Origin of the sequence: Actinopolymorpha cephalotaxi, assembly GCF_013408535.1 — a bacterium.
Taxonomy (GTDB): domain Bacteria; phylum Actinomycetota; class Actinomycetes; order Propionibacteriales; family Actinopolymorphaceae; genus Actinopolymorpha; species Actinopolymorpha cephalotaxi.
On the sequence record NZ_JACBZA010000001.1, the window covers coordinates 5,814,382 to 5,831,920 of the forward strand.

16 protein-coding genes are annotated in these 17,539 nt (G+C 72.8%); 4 read left to right on the forward strand and 12 right to left on the reverse strand.

The annotated features are described in order from the left end of the window. The first annotated feature begins 10 nt into the window (after positions 1–10). On the forward strand, positions 11–1,387 hold the full coding sequence (locus tag FHR37_RS25915; RefSeq protein ID WP_092889843.1) for an NADP-dependent succinic semialdehyde dehydrogenase: 1,377 nt from the start codon (positions 11–13) through the stop codon (positions 1,385–1,387). A 36-nt stretch (positions 1,388–1,423) separates the two neighbouring features. Here the strand turns inward: FHR37_RS25915 and FHR37_RS25920 are convergent, their stop codons facing one another. The 4 genes from FHR37_RS25920 to FHR37_RS25935 form a co-directional block, all read right to left on the reverse strand. Beyond that, entirely contained in the window at positions 1,424–2,938 is a 1,515-nt protein-coding gene (locus FHR37_RS25920; protein WP_092889846.1) for a DUF6297 family protein, read from the reverse strand. Then, positions 2,935–3,570, reverse strand: coding sequence for an ABC transporter ATP-binding protein (locus FHR37_RS25925; RefSeq protein WP_092889849.1), 636 nt, complete (start codon positions 3,568–3,570; stop codon positions 2,935–2,937). The genes FHR37_RS25920 and FHR37_RS25925 overlap by 4 nt, the downstream gene beginning before the upstream one ends. After that, a complete protein-coding gene (locus FHR37_RS25930) occupies positions 3,567–4,241 on the reverse strand; it encodes a TetR/AcrR family transcriptional regulator (RefSeq protein ID WP_092889852.1) in 675 nt (224 codons plus the stop codon). Before FHR37_RS25930 ends, FHR37_RS25925 begins: the two co-directional genes overlap by 4 nt. 98 nt (positions 4,242–4,339) lie before the next feature. Further along, entirely contained in the window at positions 4,340–6,697 is a 2,358-nt protein-coding gene (locus tag FHR37_RS25935) for an MMPL family transporter (RefSeq protein WP_092889855.1), read from the reverse strand. Positions 6,698–6,857: 160 nt separating this feature from the next. Between FHR37_RS25935 and FHR37_RS25940 the strand changes: the two genes are divergently transcribed. Continuing rightward, positions 6,858–7,718, forward strand: coding sequence for a TetR/AcrR family transcriptional regulator (locus FHR37_RS25940; protein ID WP_175542825.1), 861 nt, complete (start codon positions 6,858–6,860; stop codon positions 7,716–7,718). A gap of 12 nt (positions 7,719–7,730) precedes the next feature. Here the strand turns inward: FHR37_RS25940 and FHR37_RS25945 are convergent, their stop codons facing one another. Continuing rightward, entirely contained in the window at positions 7,731–9,527 is a 1,797-nt protein-coding gene (locus FHR37_RS25945; RefSeq protein ID WP_092889861.1) for an NHL domain-containing thioredoxin family protein, read from the reverse strand. A 207-nt stretch (positions 9,528–9,734) separates the two neighbouring features. On the opposite strand from FHR37_RS25945, the gene FHR37_RS25950 reads away from it, so the two are divergent. After that, on the forward strand, positions 9,735–10,394 hold the full coding sequence (locus FHR37_RS25950) for a hypothetical protein (protein WP_139239224.1): 660 nt from the start codon (positions 9,735–9,737) through the stop codon (positions 10,392–10,394). A gap of 119 nt (positions 10,395–10,513) precedes the next feature. Here the strand turns inward: FHR37_RS25950 and FHR37_RS25955 are convergent, their stop codons facing one another. The 7 genes from FHR37_RS25955 to FHR37_RS25985 form a co-directional block, all read right to left on the reverse strand. Further along, positions 10,514–11,446 (reverse strand): aldo/keto reductase, encoded by a 933-nt coding sequence (locus FHR37_RS25955; RefSeq protein WP_330831772.1) that lies wholly within the window; start codon positions 11,444–11,446, stop codon positions 10,514–10,516. Between the two features lie 95 nt (positions 11,447–11,541). Next, a complete protein-coding gene (gene paaN, locus FHR37_RS25960) occupies positions 11,542–13,212 on the reverse strand; it encodes a phenylacetic acid degradation protein PaaN (protein WP_092889870.1) in 1,671 nt (556 codons plus the stop codon). A 74-nt stretch (positions 13,213–13,286) separates the two neighbouring features. After that, complete coding sequence (locus FHR37_RS25965; RefSeq protein WP_139239225.1) at positions 13,287–14,003, reverse strand: DUF7674 family protein; 717 nt, start codon at positions 14,001–14,003, stop codon at positions 13,287–13,289. Then, complete coding sequence (locus tag FHR37_RS25970; RefSeq protein WP_139239226.1) at positions 14,000–14,425, reverse strand: hypothetical protein; 426 nt, start codon at positions 14,423–14,425, stop codon at positions 14,000–14,002. The genes FHR37_RS25965 and FHR37_RS25970 overlap by 4 nt, the downstream gene beginning before the upstream one ends. Next, positions 14,418–14,915 (reverse strand): WXG100-like domain-containing protein, encoded by a 498-nt coding sequence (locus tag FHR37_RS25975; RefSeq protein WP_092889879.1) that lies wholly within the window; start codon positions 14,913–14,915, stop codon positions 14,418–14,420. The genes FHR37_RS25970 and FHR37_RS25975 overlap by 8 nt, the downstream gene beginning before the upstream one ends. A 2-nt stretch (positions 14,916–14,917) precedes the next feature. After that, positions 14,918–15,232 (reverse strand): hypothetical protein, encoded by a 315-nt coding sequence (locus FHR37_RS25980; RefSeq protein ID WP_092889882.1) that lies wholly within the window; start codon positions 15,230–15,232, stop codon positions 14,918–14,920. A 49-nt stretch (positions 15,233–15,281) separates the two neighbouring features. After that, positions 15,282–15,719, reverse strand: a complete 438-nt coding sequence (locus tag FHR37_RS25985; protein WP_092889885.1) for a hypothetical protein — start codon at positions 15,717–15,719, stop codon at positions 15,282–15,284. A 195-nt stretch (positions 15,720–15,914) separates the two neighbouring features. On the opposite strand from FHR37_RS25985, the gene FHR37_RS25990 reads away from it, so the two are divergent. Then, on the forward strand, positions 15,915–17,471 hold the full coding sequence (locus FHR37_RS25990) for a 3-hydroxyacyl-CoA dehydrogenase (protein ID WP_237769115.1): 1,557 nt from the start codon (positions 15,915–15,917) through the stop codon (positions 17,469–17,471). Positions 17,472–17,539 lie beyond the last annotated feature (68 nt).

Here is a 17,539-nt window from a genome sequence, read left to right on the forward strand (position 1 = left end):
AGGAGTCCCGATGCCGATCGCCACCGTCAATCCCGCCACCGGCGAGACCCTGGAGGAGTTCACCGCCCAGTCACCGGACGAGGTGGACCGCCGGCTCGCGGGCGCCGAGGAGGCGTTCCTGGCGCTGCGGCGGACGACGTACGAGACCCGCGCGGAGTGGATGCGGGCGACCGCCGACGTCCTGGAGCACGAGACCGACCGGGTCGCCGCCACGATGACCACCGAGATGGGCAAGACACTCGTCGCGGCGAAGGCCGAGGTGGCCAAGTGCGTGCACGGCATGCGCTACTACGCCGACAACGCCGAGCGACTGCTGGCCGACGAGCCGTACGCCCACCCGGACAAGGTCGGCGCCACCAGCGCGTACGTCACCTACCAGCCGCTGGGGCCGATCCTCGCCGTGATGCCGTGGAACTTCCCGCTCTGGCAGGTGATCCGGTTCGCCGCGCCGGCGCTGATGGTGGGCAACTCCGGGCTGCTCAAGCACGCGTCGAACGTCCCGCGCACCGCGTTGTACCTCGACACGCTGTTCACCCGCGGCGGTTTCCCCGAGGGCAGCTTCGCCACCCTGCTGATCGGCTCCTCCGACGTCGAGCAGGTGCTGACCGACCCGCGGATCAAGGCGGCGACGCTCACCGGCAGCGAGCCGGCCGGGCGCTCGGTCGCGGCGGTCGCCGGCCGGCACGTCAAGAAGACCGTGCTGGAGCTCGGCGGCTCCGACCCGTTCGTGGTGATGCCCTCGGCCGACCTCGACCAGGCGGCGAAGGTCGCCGTCACCGCGCGCTGCCAGAACAACGGCCAGAGCTGCATCGCGGCGAAGCGGTTCATCGTGCACGAGGACTGCTACGACGAGTTCGCCGAGCGCTTCGTCGCCGCGATGGCCGCGCTGAAGGTCGGCGACCCGATGGACGAGGACACCGACGTGGGCCCGCTGGCCACCGAGTCCGGCCGCGACGACGTCGAGCAACTGGTCGCGGACGCGGTGGGCAAGGGCGCGAAGGTGCTCTGCGGCGGCGACACCCCCGACCTCCCCGGCTGGTGGTACCCGCCGACGGTGCTCGCCGGCATCACCCCGTCGATGCGGATGTACGCCGAGGAGGTGTTCGGCCCGGTCGCCGGGCTCTACCGCGTCGGCTCGCTGGCCGAGGCGATCGAGCTGGCCAACGTCACGTCGTTCGGTCTCGGCGCGAACGCCTGGACCCGCGACGGCGACGAGCAGGCGGCGTTCGTGCGCGACCTGGAGGCCGGGATGGTGACGATCAACGGCATGGTCACCTCCTACCCCGAGCTGCCGTTCGGCGGGGTGAAGAACTCCGGCTACGGCCGGGAGCTGGGCGCCCCGGGACCGAAGGAGTTCTGCAACGCCAAGACCGTCTGGGTGGGTTAGGACCTGAGGCCGGACTGAGGTCGCGGCGTACCGCGGTCAGCCTCGGTACGCCGCGAACGCCAGCAGCGCCAGCGGCAGGCCGAGGGCGAGCACCCACGGCAGCCCGAAGACCAGCGGCACGATGCCGACGAGGGCGAAGTCGGGACCACGGAAGATCTGCGCGACGAAGCCCGCCGGGAGCGCCCCGGCGGGGGTGGAGATGAGCGGGCCGTCGTAGCTGACCCGCTGCCGGGTCACCGAGCGGATCCCGCCGGCGGCGACCGTCGCGGCGAGGGCCAGCCAGGTGACGGCGGCGGGTTCCGGTGCGGAGAACCCGAAGACCAGCATGGAGTTCCCGGCGACGGCGGGCAGCGCGGCCAGCGCCCACAGGACTGCCGCCGCCAGCAGGGGTGCCGCGAACGCCATTCGCAGCGGCCGGTCGGTGAACGGGAAGGCGCGCCGCAGGCCGGCCGAACGCGCGATGACGTGCAGGCCGCCGCCGAGCGGGCGGAGCGCGAGATAGCCGACCACCACCGCGAGGAGCGGGGTGAGCGTGGGTACGCCGATCCGGTCGACGGCGTACGGCACCGCCAGCAGGCCGACGGCCAGCGCCAGTCGCTGGGGGGAACGCAACGACCGCTGCGCCTCGCGTACGGCGATGCCGACCAGGCCGGTCCCGTGTCCGCGCAGGGTGCGCCCGGCGCCCCGCTGCCGGAACCGCCGGGCGACGAGCAGGTCGGAGACCATCGAGGTGTCCAGGGAGGCCGCCGCGCCGGCCAGTCCGGACAGGAGTTCTCCACCCGCGACGAGTTCCCGACGCGGCAGCCGGCCGAGCCGGCCGACGACGGCGACCGCCAGCCCGACGGCCGCGACCGTCGCCACCACCGCCACGGCGAGCAGCGGACCCGGCCGCGCCCAGGTCGTCGACCACACCGCCCGGTCGAGGAGAAGCAGGGGTACGAAGGCGAGGGTGGCGACCACCACCACGTCGCAGCCGATGCCCAGCGCCCGGCGTACCTTCGGCGCGCCCTGGGCGAGGATCGACCCCGCGACCGCGGCCACGCCGACTCCGGCACCGGCCAGCGCCCCCGCACCGGCCGCGACGGGGTGGTCGGAGGTGAGCAGGACGAGGACGGTCGCCAGCCCGGCGCCGACGACGATCGCGCCCGCCAGCAGCGCGGCCGCCGGCCGGAGCAGCATCCCGCGCCGGTCGACCGGCGTACCCAGCAGGAACGTGCCGGACGCCCGGCTCGCCACCAGCGGACCGAGCGCGACCAGCGTCCGCACGGCGAGGGCCAGCACCGCCGCCCCGAGCGGCAGCGGCAACACCAGCCGGGCGTCCACACAGCCTGACCCGGAACAGCGGGCGATCTCCAGCCAGGCTCGCGACAGCGTCGTGCCGGCCATCGAGCCCACCATCAGCACCGCGAACAGCCACAGGTAGAGGTCGTCCAGCGCCTGGCCCAGGGTGCGGTTGGAGTGATCTCGGCGACGTTGCCGGAGATCGCGCCGCAGCGCGCGCGGCGTCGGCACGGTGACCCGGTGCTCGGGGGCGCCGACCCGGGCGGTCATGCGTCGCCGCCGACGCGCAACGTGTCGGTGGCGACCGCCTCGATCAGGTCCGGTGAGTGGCTGGCGAACACCACGGCCACCCCGGCGGCGAGGTCGGAGCGCAGCTTCTCGGCCAGCCACTGCCGCCCCTCGACGTCCAGCCGCTGCTCGGGTTCGTCGAGCACCAGCAGCCGGCGTGGCCGGACGAACGCCGTGGCCAGCGCGAGCCGGTGCCGCTGCCCCGACGACAGAGTGCTGGGGAACTGCCGGTTGGTGCCGGCGATCCCGAGTTCGTGCAGGGTGTCCTCGACGACCTCCTCGGGGTCGGGTACGCCGTGCGCGCGGGCCAGCAGGTCCAGATGCTCGGCGACGGTGAGGTCGGGGAAGAAGTCGATGTCGTCGAAGACGGTGGCCACGTCGCGGCGGATGTCGGCCGCGGTCTCCTCGTACGTCGTACCGTCGAACGTCACCGTGCCGCCGGTGGGCTTCTCGGCACCGGTGAGGCAGCGCAGCAGGGTGCTCTTCCCGGTGCCGTTGCGGCCCACCACGGCCAGCGCGGTGCCGGCGTTCACCGTGAACGACACCGCGTCCAGGACGGTGTGCGCGCCGTACGCGTGACGGAGCCCGTCGACGACGAGCAGCGGCGCGGTCATGCGGTCACCTTCTCCCCGTCCAGGCTGCCGTAGATCTGTCCCAGCAGGTCGACGAACGCCTGCTTGCCGGCCGCCACGTCGCCCTCGCCGGGCGGGGTGTCGACGGTCGCGGCGAACATGTCCGCCACCAGGTCGAGGGTCTGGCCGAGCAGCGCGGGTCCGGTCTCGGTCCCGGCGCGGACCGGGCCGATCATGATCAGGCCGAGCGAGACCACGCCCATCAGGTGGCCGAGCACCGCCGGGTCGACCTCGGCACGGACCAGGCCGGCCGAGCGCAGCCGTTCCACGAACGCCTCGCTCAGCGCCAGCCGCGGGCCGCTCGGGCTGGGCGGGTCGCGGCGAAGGCGGGTGCCCAGCACCTCGACGTCGCGGGTGTAGAGCGCGCGGAGGAAGGGCCGGTCGAGGAGTTCGGCGGTGCAGTGGTGGTAGATCCGGGACAGCCGGCCGCCCTGCTCGTCGGCCTCGACCCGCGCGGCGGCGGCCCGCAGGTAGGCCCGCAACTCGTGCTTGACGAGCGCCTCGACCAGCGAGTCCTTGCTCTGGAACTCCAGGTAGATCGCGCCCTTGGAGATGCCGGCCGCCCGGGCGATCTCGTCCACGGTGGTCTTGGCCACCCCGAACCGCACGAACAGCTCGGCGGCCGCGGCCAGCACCCGCTCGGTCCGATCCATCCCACTCCCTGCCCGCCGACGTGCCTGCGCTCCCGATCTTCGCCCGCCAACCTGCCGACCGGGCGGTCGGGGTCTGCTGACCGGATGGGCCTATCCGGTCAGAATGTACCAGCGGGTTCCCGGTCGGCTTCCGGCTCACCCTCGGTGCCCGGTGCGGGTGAGGCCGGCGCCGGTCCGCGTCCCGCCGCGCCCGGTTCCGGATCCGGATCCGGATCCGAGGGACCCTCCAGCGCCAGCCTGTGGGCCAGCCGGGCCAGCGGCCGGGGCGCCCACCAGGCGGCGCCGCCGAGCAGCGCGAGCACCGCCGGCACCAGCAGTCCTCGTACGATCGTGGCGTCCACGGCGATCGCGATCAGCATCCCGAGGCCGATCAGCTTCATGAACTTCAGCCCGCTCAGCGCGAACGCGCCCACCACCACGGCGAGCAGCAGGGCGGCGGCACTGATCAGCCCGCCGGTACGCCCGAGACCGATCACCACCGCCTCCTTCGCCGACGCGCCCGCCCGGTAGGCCTCGGCGATCCGGGAGAGCAGGAACAGCTCGTAGTCGGTGGACAGGCCGAACAGCACCGCCAGCATCAGCACCGGGATGGACGCGTCGATCGGCCCGGCCTCGGTGTTCAGCAGGCCGATCAGGTGGCCGTCCTGGAAGATCCACACCACGGCGCCGAACGACGCGGTGAGCGACAGCGCCGAGAGGACGACCGCCTTCACGGGTACGACGACCGACCCGAACGCCAGGAACAACAGCACCAGGACCGCCCCCGCGAGCACGGCGAGCATCCACGGCAGCCGGTCGCCGATGGCCTGCAGCGTGTCGACCAGCGACGCGGTGGGCCCGCCGACCAGCACCTCGTCCACCCCGGCCGGCGGCGCCAGGTCGCGCACCTTGCGTACGGCAGCCTGCGCGGCCTCGCCCTGCGGGTCGCCGTCGACCTGCGCGGCGAGCACCACCCGGTCACCCTTGCCCCCGAGCGGGGCGACCTGTCCCATGCCGGGGACCGCCGAGACGTCCGCGGCGAACTCCCGCACCGCCTGTTGCCCCGGCGCGCGGCCGTCGGTACCGACGAGGACCACCTGGGCGGCGTCGGTGGACGCGGCCGGCAGCCGGTCGCGGACCTGTTCGGTGGCCGTACGCACCGGGTTGCCCTTGGGCAGCACCGACGCGTCCACCTCGGCGTACTCCGCCCGCAGGAACGGCGTACCCGCGAGCAGCAGCGCGCCGATCACGACCACCGCCACCAGCGCGGGCTGCCGCATCACCGCCCGGCCGACCCGGCCCCAGCCGCGTTCGGTCCGGACCGCCGGCCGCGCGTGCCGGCCGGTGGGCCGGGGGCGGTCGCCGGCCCTCCGTCCCCACGGGACCGCCAGCGCGTCGACCCGGTAGCCCAGGACGGCGAGCAAGGCGGGCAGCACGGTGACGGCGGTCAGCGCGGCCACGACGACCGCCGCGATCCCGCCCAGCCCGATCGAGCGCAGCATTCCCTGCGGGAACACCAGCAGCCCGGACAACGCCGCGGCCACGGTGAGTCCGGAGACCAGGACGGTGCGGCCGGAGGTGCGCATCGCCACCGCCAGCGCGGCCCGGACGCGTTCCCGGTCGGCGTTACGGTCGGCGTCCTTGTCACCGCTACGCCCGCCGGCGGCCGCGCCCGCTCCGGTGTGCAACTCCTCCCGGAACCGGCTGACCATGAACAACCCGTAGTCGATGGCCAGGCCGAGGCCCAGCAGCGTCACGATGTTCATCGCGAACACCGACACGTCGGTGAACGCCGAGAGCACCCACAGCACGCCGAGCGCCCCGACGATGCCGATCCCGCCCACGACCAGCGGCAGGCAGGCCGCGACCAGGCCGCCGAAGACCACCACGAGCAGGACCATCAGGACGGGGAACGACACGAGTTCGGCCCGCTTCAGGTCACTCTCGGTCTGCGCGTTGACCGCGACCCCCATCGCCGTAGCGCCGCTGAACCGTACGGTCAGGCCCCGCACGCCGTACGTCGCGCCGGCCTTGCCGTCGAGCTCCCGCTGCACGGCCTCCCAGTCGGCCAGCTGGTCGCCCTGGCCGGTGACCCGCAGCCGGATGCCCACCGCGGCGGTACGCCCGTCGCGGGACAGCTGCGCCGGCTGCTGCCACCAGCCGGTCGCTCCGGCCACCTTCGCGGCGGGCAGGCCGGCGACCTTCCGCTGGACGGCGCGGACGGTCGCGGGGTCGCGCAGCGACTGGCCCGCGGGCACCGTGTAGACGGCGAGGGCGTCCACGCCGTGGTCGCCGAGCGCCTTGGCCGCGGCGGCGTTCGCGCGGACGGACTCGCTGCCGGGCACGTCGTACCCACCCTGGTCGAGCCTGCTGGTGAGCGTCGTCGACGCGACTCCGGCGAGCACCGCGAGGGCTGCCGCCACCGAGAGAATCCACCAGCGACGTCGCACGACCAGCCCCGCCCAGCGTGCGAGCATGGATACCTCCGGAATGCGGAAAATGTGACGATCCTAAACTTGCTAATGGATCGTAACGAATGACGAGGTGACCAACGACATGAGAGCGGCCACATCCGCGAGTGGTCCCCATCCGTCCTCGTCCGCTCACCCCGTGGACCCTGAGAACCCCGTGAACCCCGTGAACCCTGGGAACCCTGCCTCGGACGCCCGGCCGAGCCGCCGGGAGCTGCGCCGGCGAGAGCTCCTCGCCGACATCGGCGCCGCCGTCCGCGCGCTGACCGTCGCCGAGGGACAGCCGGCGGTGACCATGGCCGCGGTCGCCGCCCGGCTGGGAGTCACCGCGCCCGCCCTCTACCGCTACGCGCCGCAGGGCCGCGGCGGGCTGCTCGACCTGGGCTGTGCGTCGGTCGCGCACGAGGTCAGCGCGGCCCTGCGCGACCACCGGGCCTCACTCGGACCCGACCCGCTCGACCAGGCGGTCGGCATCTGCCGGGCGTTCCGTCGCTGGTCACTGGACCACCGCGCGGAGTTCGCCCTGCTCTTCGCGCACCCGGCCGACCACCTCAACCAGCTCACACTCCGCTCCGACGACGACACCGACGGGGGCGTGCGGGCCGAGGTGATCGAGGCCGTCCACGACCTCGCCTGGGTGTTCGAGGAGACGATGCTGAGGCTGTGGGCCGCTCGCGCGTTCGACGTACCCGCCGACGGGACGCTGCCCGCGGCGCTGCGTACCAGCCTCACCGGCTACCGCGACGAGGTGCTCACCCGCGCCCGGGCGGCCGGCATCGCCGTCGACTCGATTCCGGTGGCCGCGATCTCGCTGCTGTTGCAGTGCTGGGTCCGGGTGTACGGCCTGATCTCGCTGGAGACGTTCGGGCACCTGGCCCACATCGGCGGTGACCCCGAGCCGTTGTTCGAGTCCGTACTCGAGGAGCTGACCCGCTTCGCCGGCGCGGCTCCCACCCGCACGCCCGGGCCCGAAGCCACGCCCGAAGCCACAGCCACAACCACAACCGCAGCCACACCCGAAGCCTGAGCGCCGCCGGGATCAGTCCTCGACGCTGCCTCCGAGTACGAGGGCGAGCGTCGCCCCGGCCCCCTCGGCCAGCCGGACCGGCACGCCCCAGTCCTGCTGGTGGATGTGGCACATCGGGTGCTCGGCGTCCACGTCGCAGCTGGCCGCGGTGGCTGCCACGTGCAGCACGCCGTCGCCGACAGCGGCGTCCAGGACCAGCCGCCGGGAAAGTTCGGTGCCGCTGCCCTCGCCCTCGCGCAGCAACGCCGGCGGGGTCGCGGACACGTACAGCCGGGTCGCCGGCCCCGCGGTGTCGTCCAGCTTCTGCCCAGGCGGCGGCTCGAACTCCACCAGCAGCTCCACCGCACCGGGCGCGACGGTCGTCACCGGGCGCTGGGTCTGGTGGGCAAACTCGCGTACGGACCCCACCTGCCCGCCGAGCGGGAATCTCGCCACCCGGTGCGCGGCGGACTCCACCACGACCAGCGTGTCCCCGTCGACCACGGCACCGCTCGGCTCGGCCAGGCCGGCGAGCAGCGTGGCCACGGTGTTCGCCGCGGGGTCGTACCGGCGGACCGCGCCGTTGTAGGTGTCGAGGACCGCGACCGAGTCGTCGGGCAGCATCGTCACCCCGAGCGGGTGCTGCAGCAACGCCTGCCCGGCCGGACCGTCCCGCAGGCCGAAGTCGAACAGCCCGGTGCCCACGACCGTGTGCACCTCGCCGTCCTCGACGTAGCGCAGGGCGGAGGTCTCGGCGTCGGCCAGCCACAGCCGGCGCCCGTCACCGGAGACCGCGAGGCCGGACGTCTGGGCGAACCACGCCTCGGTCAGCGGACCGTCGGCCAGCCCCTCGTTGGTCGTACCCGCCACCGGCCGCGCCTCCCGGCTCGCCGGGTCGAACGTCCACAGCTGGTGGATCCCCGCCATCGCCACCCACACCTGGCCGGCGTACCACGCGACGTCCCAGGGACTGGACAGCGCGCCCACCCCGTCGCCGCGCATCCACTGCATGCCGTTGCCGGCGAGGGTGTGCACCTGACCGGTCGACAGCCGTACGCCGCGCAGGGCGTGGTTGGCGGTGTCGGCGACCACCACGTCGTAGCCCGCGGACGCGGCGACGTCGGGCGGGAGGAGGCACAGGCCGTTCGGCTCGCGGAAGGCCGCCTCGTGCGGGCCGCCGTCGAGGAACCCGCGGTCGCCGGTGCCGATCCGGTGGACGACGGTCTCCAGGTCCGGCGCGAGCACGGCCAGGCTGTGCGCGCCTGCGTCGGCCACCAGCAGGTTGCCGTCGGGCAGCGGCACCGCCTTGGCGGGGAAGCGCAGCGCGGTGTCCGGCGGGGGCGGCGGGACGTACGGCGAGGAGTCCCGGCGCAGGGTCGCCCGGGCGTCGTGAGCGGGTACGAGCTCGGCCAGCAGGGCGTCCAGCGCGTGCGCGTGGCCCTCGCCGGAGTACTGCGCGACGACGTACCCCTCCGGGTCCACCAGGGTGAGCGTCGGCCAGGCCCGCGCGGTGTACGCCTGCCAGGTGGTCAGGTCGGGGTCGTCGAGAACGGGGTGGCGGACGGCGTACCGCTCGATCGCGGACCGGACGGCCGCCTCCTCCGCCTCGTGGGCGAACTTCGGCGAGTGCACGCCCACCACGACCAGGACGTCGGAGTACTTCTCCTCCAGCGGCCGCAACTCGTCCAGGACGTGCAGGCAGTTGACACAGCAGAAGGTCCAGAAGTCCAGCAGCAGGAAGCGGCCCCGGAAGTCGGCCAGCTCGTACTGCCGGCCGCCGGTGTTCAGCCAGCCGCCACGTCCGACCAGCTCAGGGGCACGTATCCGCATGAGCGGAACTTATCTCGTGCCCCCACGGCGTGCCCGTCCCGGCCGTCCACAGGTGTGGTCGTTGTCCACAGATCGTGGACCGCGCGTCGTCGGCCGGCCGGTTCGGGCTACTACAGTGCCCGTTGGTCTTGCCGAGCCGGTCGAGTGCGACAAGGGTCGGCCTGCGGGTGCCGGCGAGTGAAGCCGAACAGGAAGAGGTGGACGCCGATGTCGCGAGCCGGGAGAGCGGGTTGGTTCGTGCTGGTCGCCGCCGGTGCGCTGGTGGCCGGATGCGGCGCACCCGGGGTGCAGCCGGCCAGCCTGGCCGAGCGCCCCCCGAAGGCTCCGCCGAGCCGCACACCCCAGCCCGGCGAATCACCCATCTCGACCTCGGATCCCACGGCGGATCCCACGGCCACGCGGAAGCAGGAGTCGCCCTCCTCCGGCACCGTGCGGGTGACCTGCGCGACCCTCGCGTTCTCGACGCCGACGTCGTGGACGGAGAAGAACGCGACCAACGGCGCGACCTACACCGTTCCCGTCGATGAGGGCGGTGGCCAGGTGAGCGTGTCCGGGACGTACTTCACCGGTGTACGGGCGCAGCGGTCGCAGGAGGACCTGCGGGCGGTCGTACGCGGCACCGACGGCGTGACCCTGCAACGCGACACCGACAACCAGGTCGTCGGCAAGCTGAGCGTGCAGGGCGGCACCGAATGGCGGTTCGCGCAGGCCTTCGACGACGACCGGAGCGAGCTGGTCAAGGTCACCTACGCTCCGGCCGACGGCAGCTCCGACGATGCCGTCACCAAGACGACCGACCTGCTGCAGGACGCCGTCAGCAAGCTGGAGATCAGCGACCCCGGCACCTGCGACCAGGCCCCGTCCTAGCGCCTGCCGTCACGACGTGCCCGGGGCCGGCTCACCGCCCGCGGTCGCGGTGAGCGGGGCAGGCGCTCCAGGCACCCGCCCCGCTCCCGATCACGTCCTCAGATGGGCTCAGATGGGCATCAGATGGGCATCGACACGAACGGCGAGGTGTACGCGTCGACCTTGTCCAGCTGCCCGGCGATCTGCTCGGCGCCCAGCGCGGAGCGGTCCCGCTCGGCCTGGACGAGCTTGGAGAGCAGGCGTACCTCACCCGGCGTGGCGATGCCGGTGATCTGCGGGTGGGACAGCACCCACGCCAGCGCGGCGGTGACGTTGTCCTGGTCGTCCAGCGGCTCGTACCACGTGGTGTAGCGGTGGTCGTCCTCGGTCCAGGTGCGCCGGGCGACCGTCTTGATGATCATCAGGCCGGCGTCCACCCGCTGCGTCTCGGCTGCCAGCTCCTGCCACGCGGTGTAGTAGGTCTCGTCGCGGCCGAGAGCGTAGTTGAGCGGGGTGAGCACGGTGTCGAACGGGAACCTGCGCAGCGCCTCGCGGTGGGTGGCCGGCGCCTCGTGGCCGTGGCCGGTGATCCCGATGTGGGAGACCAGGCCCTCGTCCCGCGCCCGGATCGCCGCCTCCAGCGCGCCACCGGTCCCGGTCGCCTTGTCCAGCTCCTCGCGGTCACCGACCGCGTGCAGCTGGATCAGGTCGAGCCGGTCGGTCTGCAGGCGCTCCAGCGAGCTGTTGATCTGCGCCCACGCCGCCTCGCGCTCCCGCTCACCGGTCTTGGTGGCGAGGAAGATCTGGTCGCGGATGCGCGGCATCCACGGGCCCAGCCGCAGCTCGGCATCGCCGTAGCTCGCCGCCGTGTCGAAGTGGTTGATGCCCGCGTCCAGCGCCTCCTGGATGGACGCGTCGGCGACGTCCTGGGTCACCTCGGCCAGAGAGGCCGCGCCGTAGATGAGGACGCTGCTCTGGTGTTCGAGTCGTCCGAGCCGCCGCTTTTCCATGTCGAGCTCCGCTCCACGAGTCTGGTACACATCGTGCGCCGGCACGCCAGCGTGCCCGGGCACGGCGTTCACTCTACGGCGGCGGGCTGCCATCCGCTGTGGCCACGCCTGGCCAATGCCGGTGCCGCGCGGCCGGACCAATTCCCGGGAGGTGGTCCTCAGGCCGGCGCCGGCCGCCGGCTCTGCACGATCCGGAACCGGCCGGTCACGTATGCGGCATCGACGTAGGCGGCGTTGGCGGCCGGGTTGGCGCCGGTGCCGTGGTAGTCGCTGAACGCGGCCGACTGGTTGACGTACACCCCGCCGGTGAGGTTCTCCGACAACGCGACACCCACGTCCAGCGCGACCTCCCGGGCGGCGTCCAGGACCGGCTCGGAGGTGGAGTAGACCGCCGCCGTCATCGCACCCCGCTCGTGGCCGAGGCGGCGTACCAGCTCCAGCGACTCACTGGTGTCGGCCGTCCGGACCAGGAACGTCACCGGGCCGAAGCACTCCCGGGCGTACGGCCGGTCGCAGGCACCCTCCGGGGTGCCCGCGTCGACCGCCACGATCGCGGGGGTACGAACCACCGCGTCCGGGTGCGTGGGATGGGTCAGCGCCCGCGGCTCCAGCACCAGCTCACCGAGGTCGGCGGCCTGGTCCACCCGGCCGAGCACGTCGTCGTTGACGATCGCGCCGAGGAGCTCGACCGCCCGGGCCTCGTCGGCCAGCAACTTGTCGACCGCCGCGGCCAGTCCCGCGCCGACGTCGGCGAAACTCTTGTGCCCCTCGTCGGTCTCGATCCCGCCGGCCGGCACGTAGATGTTCTGCGAGGTCGTGCACATCTGCCCGGAGTACAGCGACAGGGTGAACGCGAGGTTGGCGACGAGGCCCCGGAAGGAGTCGGTGGAGTCGATCACCACCGGGTTGACGCCGGACTTCTCGGTGAACACGAGCGCCTGGGTGGCGTGCGACTCCAGCCAGCCGCCGAACTCCCCCGACCCGGTGAAGTCGACGATCCGCACCTCCGGGCGGGTGGCGAGGTCCCTGGCCAGGCCGGCGCCTTCGGCCTCGGCCGCGAGGGTGACCAGGTGCGGGTCGAAGCCACGGTCGGCCAGCACCTCCTGGCAGGCCTGGACGGTGACGGCCAGCGGGAGCACGGCCCGCGGGTGCGGCTTCACCACGACCGGGTTGCCGGTGACCAGGGAGGCGAACAGGCCGGGGTAGGAGTTCCAGGTCGGGAACGTCGTACACCCGATCACCACGGCGACCCCGCGCGGAACCACCGTGAACGTCTTCTCCACGCGCACCGGGTCGCCCTTGGCCGGGCGTTCCCACACCATCGTCGCCGGGTGCCGGGTCATCTCCGTGTGCGCGTACGCCACCGCCTCCAAGGCCCGGTCCAGCGCGTGCGTCCCGCCGGCCTGGAAGGCCATCACGAACGCCTGGCCGGTGGTGGCCATCACGGCGTTCGCGAGCTCGAAGACCCGCAGGTGCAGCCGCCGCAGGATCTCCAGCGTCACCTCGACCCGGGTGTCCGGTCCGGCGTCCCGCCATCTGGCCATGCCGGCCCGGGCGGCGGTGAGCAGATCGTCCAGCCCGGCGGCGTCGACCTTCGGATAGCGCACGTCGAGCGGGATGCCGAACGGCGACCTCTCGGTGGCCACGTCGCCGTCGGAGCCCGGCGTGCTGACGGGGAAGGTCCGGCCCTGCCACGCCTCGAACGCCCGCTGCCCCTCCGCGGCCGCGTCGGCTCCGTAGATCCGCGGGCTCGGGGATTCGGGGAACGCGGAGTAGTAGCCGCGGGTACGGATGGCGGCGACGGCCTGGTCGAGAGTGTCGGCATCCACGGCGTCAGCGTAGGCGTTCGGCGGGCTCCCCGGCGCGCATTGCGCGGTCTCGTTCCGGCGTCGGATCGGACCCGCTACCTATCCCCGTGCATGCGCTGCTGGACCTCGCGGAGCTTTGGGCCGAGCAGCGTCAGCACGTCCCCGCCCGGGTCCTCGGCCCGGGGGAGGTTCTCCACGAACGACGCGGAGATCAGCTCGTCGACCTGGTAGTCGTGGCCGTACTCCGCCTCCAGCTTCTCGATCACCGCCCGCGCCCGCGCCTGCTGATCAGGCTCGCCCGGCTCCGCCCACTCGACGACCAGCGGAGTGACCTCGCCCATGAACAGGTGCGGCAGCAGCTCGTCGTAGAAGTCGAGGTGATCACGCAGGACGGGTTCGAGCGCCGGCACTGCCCGCACCAGCCGGTCGACGAGCCCGGCCTCCGAGCTCCTTCCGGACCCGGCGGCGACCTTCACGGCGGCCCGCAGCTTCGGGCCGAGCACGTCGAGCGCTCCGGCCTGCCGGCCGTCCGGAGCCGGTAGGTGGGCGAGGAACGCGGCCGAGATCAACCCGTCGCTGTCGGCGTCCGCGCCGAACCGGGTCTCGAGGTAGTCCGCGACCCGGCGCGCCTGCGCTGCCCTGGCGGGGTCGCCGGACAGGTAGCCCGTGACGACCCGGAAGGCCAGCGTGCGCAGGAACGCGTGCGGGGCCTGGTCGGCGTACGCCTGCTGATGTTCGGACCAGATCTCCCGCAGGGCGGGCACGGCCAGCACGAGTTGGTCGACGAGCATCTCGGCGTCCTGCGCCATCATCCCCACCCCTTGCCGAACGCGTCACCGAACCGACGGAGCAGGTCCTCGGCGATCGCCCGGTCGGCGGCCGAGGTGGTCGGACTGTCGATGATCTTCTGGAGACCGCGCATGCTCTCGATCGACTTCTGCATGTGGAAGATCCCGTTGGAGGGGCGACCGGTCAGAATCTCGTTGCGCAACGCGTCGAACGTGGTCCCGTCCCCCGCGGTGCCGGACTTCCCGGCGTGCTTCCAGATGTTATCAATGATGTTCTTCAGCCTGGGGTTGGTCGCACTGGGCTTCGGGGGCGCGGGCCGCTTCGGGATGTCGAGGTTTCTCACCCGCCGGACGTTCTTGACCCTGGGCAGGACTTCCTTGGCACCCTTGGCGATCTTGCCCTTGGCGTCCTTCGCCAGCCCGGCGAGCACTCTGGCCTTACCCAAGGAGCACCTCCAGCGCCTGGCTGATCAGGAGGTTGATGATCCGGCCGAAGATCTCCTTGAACACCGGGATCTCCAGCAGCGAGGCACCGAAGGTGATGGGCGCGGTGGCGATGGCCTGGGCGATGGCGATGACGAGCAGGACCAGCTGGGTGATGACCCAGATCTTCAGCATCAGGACGACGACGGCACAGACCAGGATCAGCGCACCGACGACCACCACGCCCGTGGCGTCCTTCTGCAGGGTGTCGAGGGCGTCCTCGGCCTTTCCCCACGCCTCCTTGAAGGCGTTCACGTCGTCGCCCTTGTTGTGCGTCCACACCTGCTCCGCGGCGCGCTGGGCCTCGGTCACCACACCGTCGAGCTTGGACTGCAGGCTCACCCACGCCTGCCCGAGTTGCATCAGCCGAACCTCGTCGGCGTCCGGCCAGAGGTAGCCGAGCTCGCTCAGGACGGTGACGAGCGAGTCGGGGAGGTCGAGTCCACGCGCCATCGTCAGATCTCCACGGCGTCGAAGGTGGTCTTGTTGCCGAGCTCGGTGAGCTCGTCACTGCCGGCCATCGCCTCGAGCTTGCCCGCGAAGATCTCGAACCCGGTGACCACCGAGGCGAGGCCCTCGACGATGACCTCCTCGGCGGCCGCGTAGCTGATGCCGAGCAGCATGCCGATCGGCTCGGCGTCTCCACACGCCTCCCCGATCGACTTGGTGTCGTCGAGGAACGAGTCGATCTCGTCGTCGAGGTGGTCGGCGGCCTTGAGCAGATCCTTCGCCGCCGACCGGATCTTCGCTGGGTCGAACTCATTGCTCACCCTGCTCCGCCCCTCCTGCCGATGCGATCGAACTCCTTGGTCACCCTGCTCAGCCCCTCCGGCCGATCCGGTCCATGGCGTCCTGGAGGCTCGCCAGCATCGAGCGCGCGCTGACGAGCGACTCTTCCTGTAGGCGTTCCAGGTCACCGGCCAGCGCGCTCGGGTCGACGGTCGCGGCACCGGAACCACTCAGCACGGAGGAACGCAGGCTGTCCATCGCGGCGTTGGCGGCTTCGGCCATCGCCGAGCAGACGGCTTCGGAGCCCTCTCTCATCAGCCGCGGGTCCATCTCCAGGGAGGCGACCCGCCCGGGCACCTCGACGACGGCTTGCACCCGCCCGTCGGCGGACTCTCCGATGCCGCGCGGCGGCTCCTCCGGACCCGACGGCGACGGACCGTCCGGCGCGCGCATCCGCTCCAGCGCCTGCCGGGTGTCGGTGAGCAGTCGTTCGACGGTGGCAGTCGTGAGGTTCAGGTCTTCGCTCACATCGCACCTCCGGAAAACGATCTTGGCACCTGGGACGGAGCTCGTGCCGGTCGTTCGCCTCACGGCTGTGGAAAACCGGTCCGCGGGGCGGGCTGTGGACAGGAACCGGGCAGACGACCTGCCCGCGCACGCCGCGCCGCGGGTCGTCCACGGTACGAGTGCACCCGCGGTCGGACGTACGCCAGGATGGGAGCCATGGCGGGACTCCCTGTTTCCACTCCGGTCGGTGTCGTCGGCGCCGGGACGATGGGCGCCGGCATCGCCCAGGTCGCCCTGGTCGCGGGCCACGAGGTGCGGTTGTACGACGCGCAGGACGGCGCCGCCGGCCGCGGCGTCGCCCAGATCCTGTCCCGGCTGGACCGGCTGGTCGAGAAGGGCCGGCTCGACCCGGCCGACGCCGACGCGGCGCGAGCCCGGCTGACCGCGGTCGCCTCGCTGGCCGACCTCGCGCCGAGCGGCCTGGTGGTCGAGGCCGTGGTCGAGCAGTTGCCGGTCAAACGCGAGGTGTTCGGCACGCTGGAGAGGGTCTGCGCCGACGACACGATCCTGGCCACCAACACCTCCACGCTGTCGGTGACCGCGATCGCCGCCGGGCTTCAGCGCCCGGGCCGGGTCACCGGCATGCACTTCTTCAACCCCGCCCCGCTGATGGCCCTGGTGGAGGTGCCCGCGGGAGCGGCCACCGATCCGGAGGTCGCGCGGACCGTCGCCGAGACCGCCACCGCCTGGGGCAAGACACCGGTGCGGTGCGCGTCGACGCCGGGGTTCGTCGCCAACCGGGTGGCCCGGCCGTTCTACGGCGAGGCGATGCAGGTGCTGGAGGAGGGCGGGGCCGACTGCGCCACCATCGACGCCGTACTCACCGAGGCGGCCGGGTTCCCGATGGGCCCGTTCACCCTCGCCGACCTCGTGGGCAACGACGTCAACCTCGCCGTCGGCCGCTCGGTCTGGGAGCAGACGTTCGGCGACCCCCGCTACGCGCCGTTCGTCGCCCAGCAGCAGGTCGTCGACGCCGGCTGGCTGGGCCGCAAGACCGGGCGCGGGTGGTACGAGTACGGCGGGGACGCCGAGCAGCCACGGCCGCGGACGGCGGAGCCGCGAACGCCGCCGGACCAGGTGACCTACCACGGCGGGTTCACCGCCTGCTTCGGTCTGCTCGACCGGATCGCCGCGGCCGGGGTGAGCATGGAGCGGTACGACACCGGACCGGCCGCCCAGCGTTCCGGACCGGGCGAGTTCGAGCCGGGTGAGTCCGCGTACGGCATCGAACTCCCCGGCGGCGGCCTGGTCCTGGAGACGAGCGGCGAACCCGCCACCTTCGACGGCGACGCGGTGACGCTGGACTGGGTGGGTGACGCGGCGACCGCGACGCGGGTGTGCCTGGCTCCCGGAGACGCCTGCGAGCCCGGCACCCTGGACCAGGCGATCGGGTTGTTCCAGGCGGCCGGCCTCGCGGTCAGCGTCATCGACGACGTGCCCGGACTGATCGTCGCCCGCACGGTGTGCATGCTGGTCAACGAGGCCGTCGACCTGGTGGCCCGCGGGGAGGCGAGCGCGCCCGACGTAGACGTGGCGATGCGGCTGGGCACCGGCTATCCGCGCGGCCCGCTGGCCTGGGGTGACCTGGTGGGACCGGAGGTCGTCGCGGACGTTCTCGGCACGCTCGCCCGCGCCTACCCCGGCGGTCGGTACCGCCCGAGCCCGCTGCTGGTCCGCGCCGCCCGGACCGGGCGTTCGCTGCGCGGCCTCTAGGCTCCGGCGCGAGCCATGCCGGAGAAGTTTCCCCGAAAAAGTCCCGAACCCCCGTCGGGGCCCGGACA

Coding starts and splice junctions, on each gene's coding strand:
- FHR37_RS25915 (WP_092889843.1), top strand. CDS start 11: ATGCCGATCGCCACCGTCAATCCCGCCACCGGCGAGACCCTGGAGGAG.
- FHR37_RS25920 (WP_092889846.1), bottom strand. CDS start 2,938: ATGACCGCCCGGGTCGGCGCCCCCGAGCACCGGGTCACCGTGCCGACG.
- FHR37_RS25925 (WP_092889849.1), bottom strand. CDS start 3,570: ATGACCGCGCCGCTGCTCGTCGTCGACGGGCTCCGTCACGCGTACGGC.
- FHR37_RS25930 (WP_092889852.1), bottom strand. CDS start 4,241: ATGGATCGGACCGAGCGGGTGCTGGCCGCGGCCGCCGAGCTGTTCGTG.
- FHR37_RS25935 (WP_092889855.1), bottom strand. CDS start 6,697: ATGCTCGCACGCTGGGCGGGGCTGGTCGTGCGACGTCGCTGGTGGATT.
- FHR37_RS25945 (WP_092889861.1), bottom strand. CDS start 9,527: ATGCGGATACGTGCCCCTGAGCTGGTCGGACGTGGCGGCTGGCTGAAC.
- FHR37_RS25950 (WP_139239224.1), top strand. CDS start 9,735: ATGTCGCGAGCCGGGAGAGCGGGTTGGTTCGTGCTGGTCGCCGCCGGT.
- FHR37_RS25965 (WP_139239225.1), bottom strand. CDS start 14,003: ATGATGGCGCAGGACGCCGAGATGCTCGTCGACCAACTCGTGCTGGCC.
- FHR37_RS25975 (WP_092889879.1), bottom strand. CDS start 14,915: ATGGCGCGTGGACTCGACCTCCCCGACTCGCTCGTCACCGTCCTGAGC.
- FHR37_RS25990 (WP_237769115.1), top strand. CDS start 15,915: ATGGCGGGACTCCCTGTTTCCACTCCGGTCGGTGTCGTCGGCGCCGGG.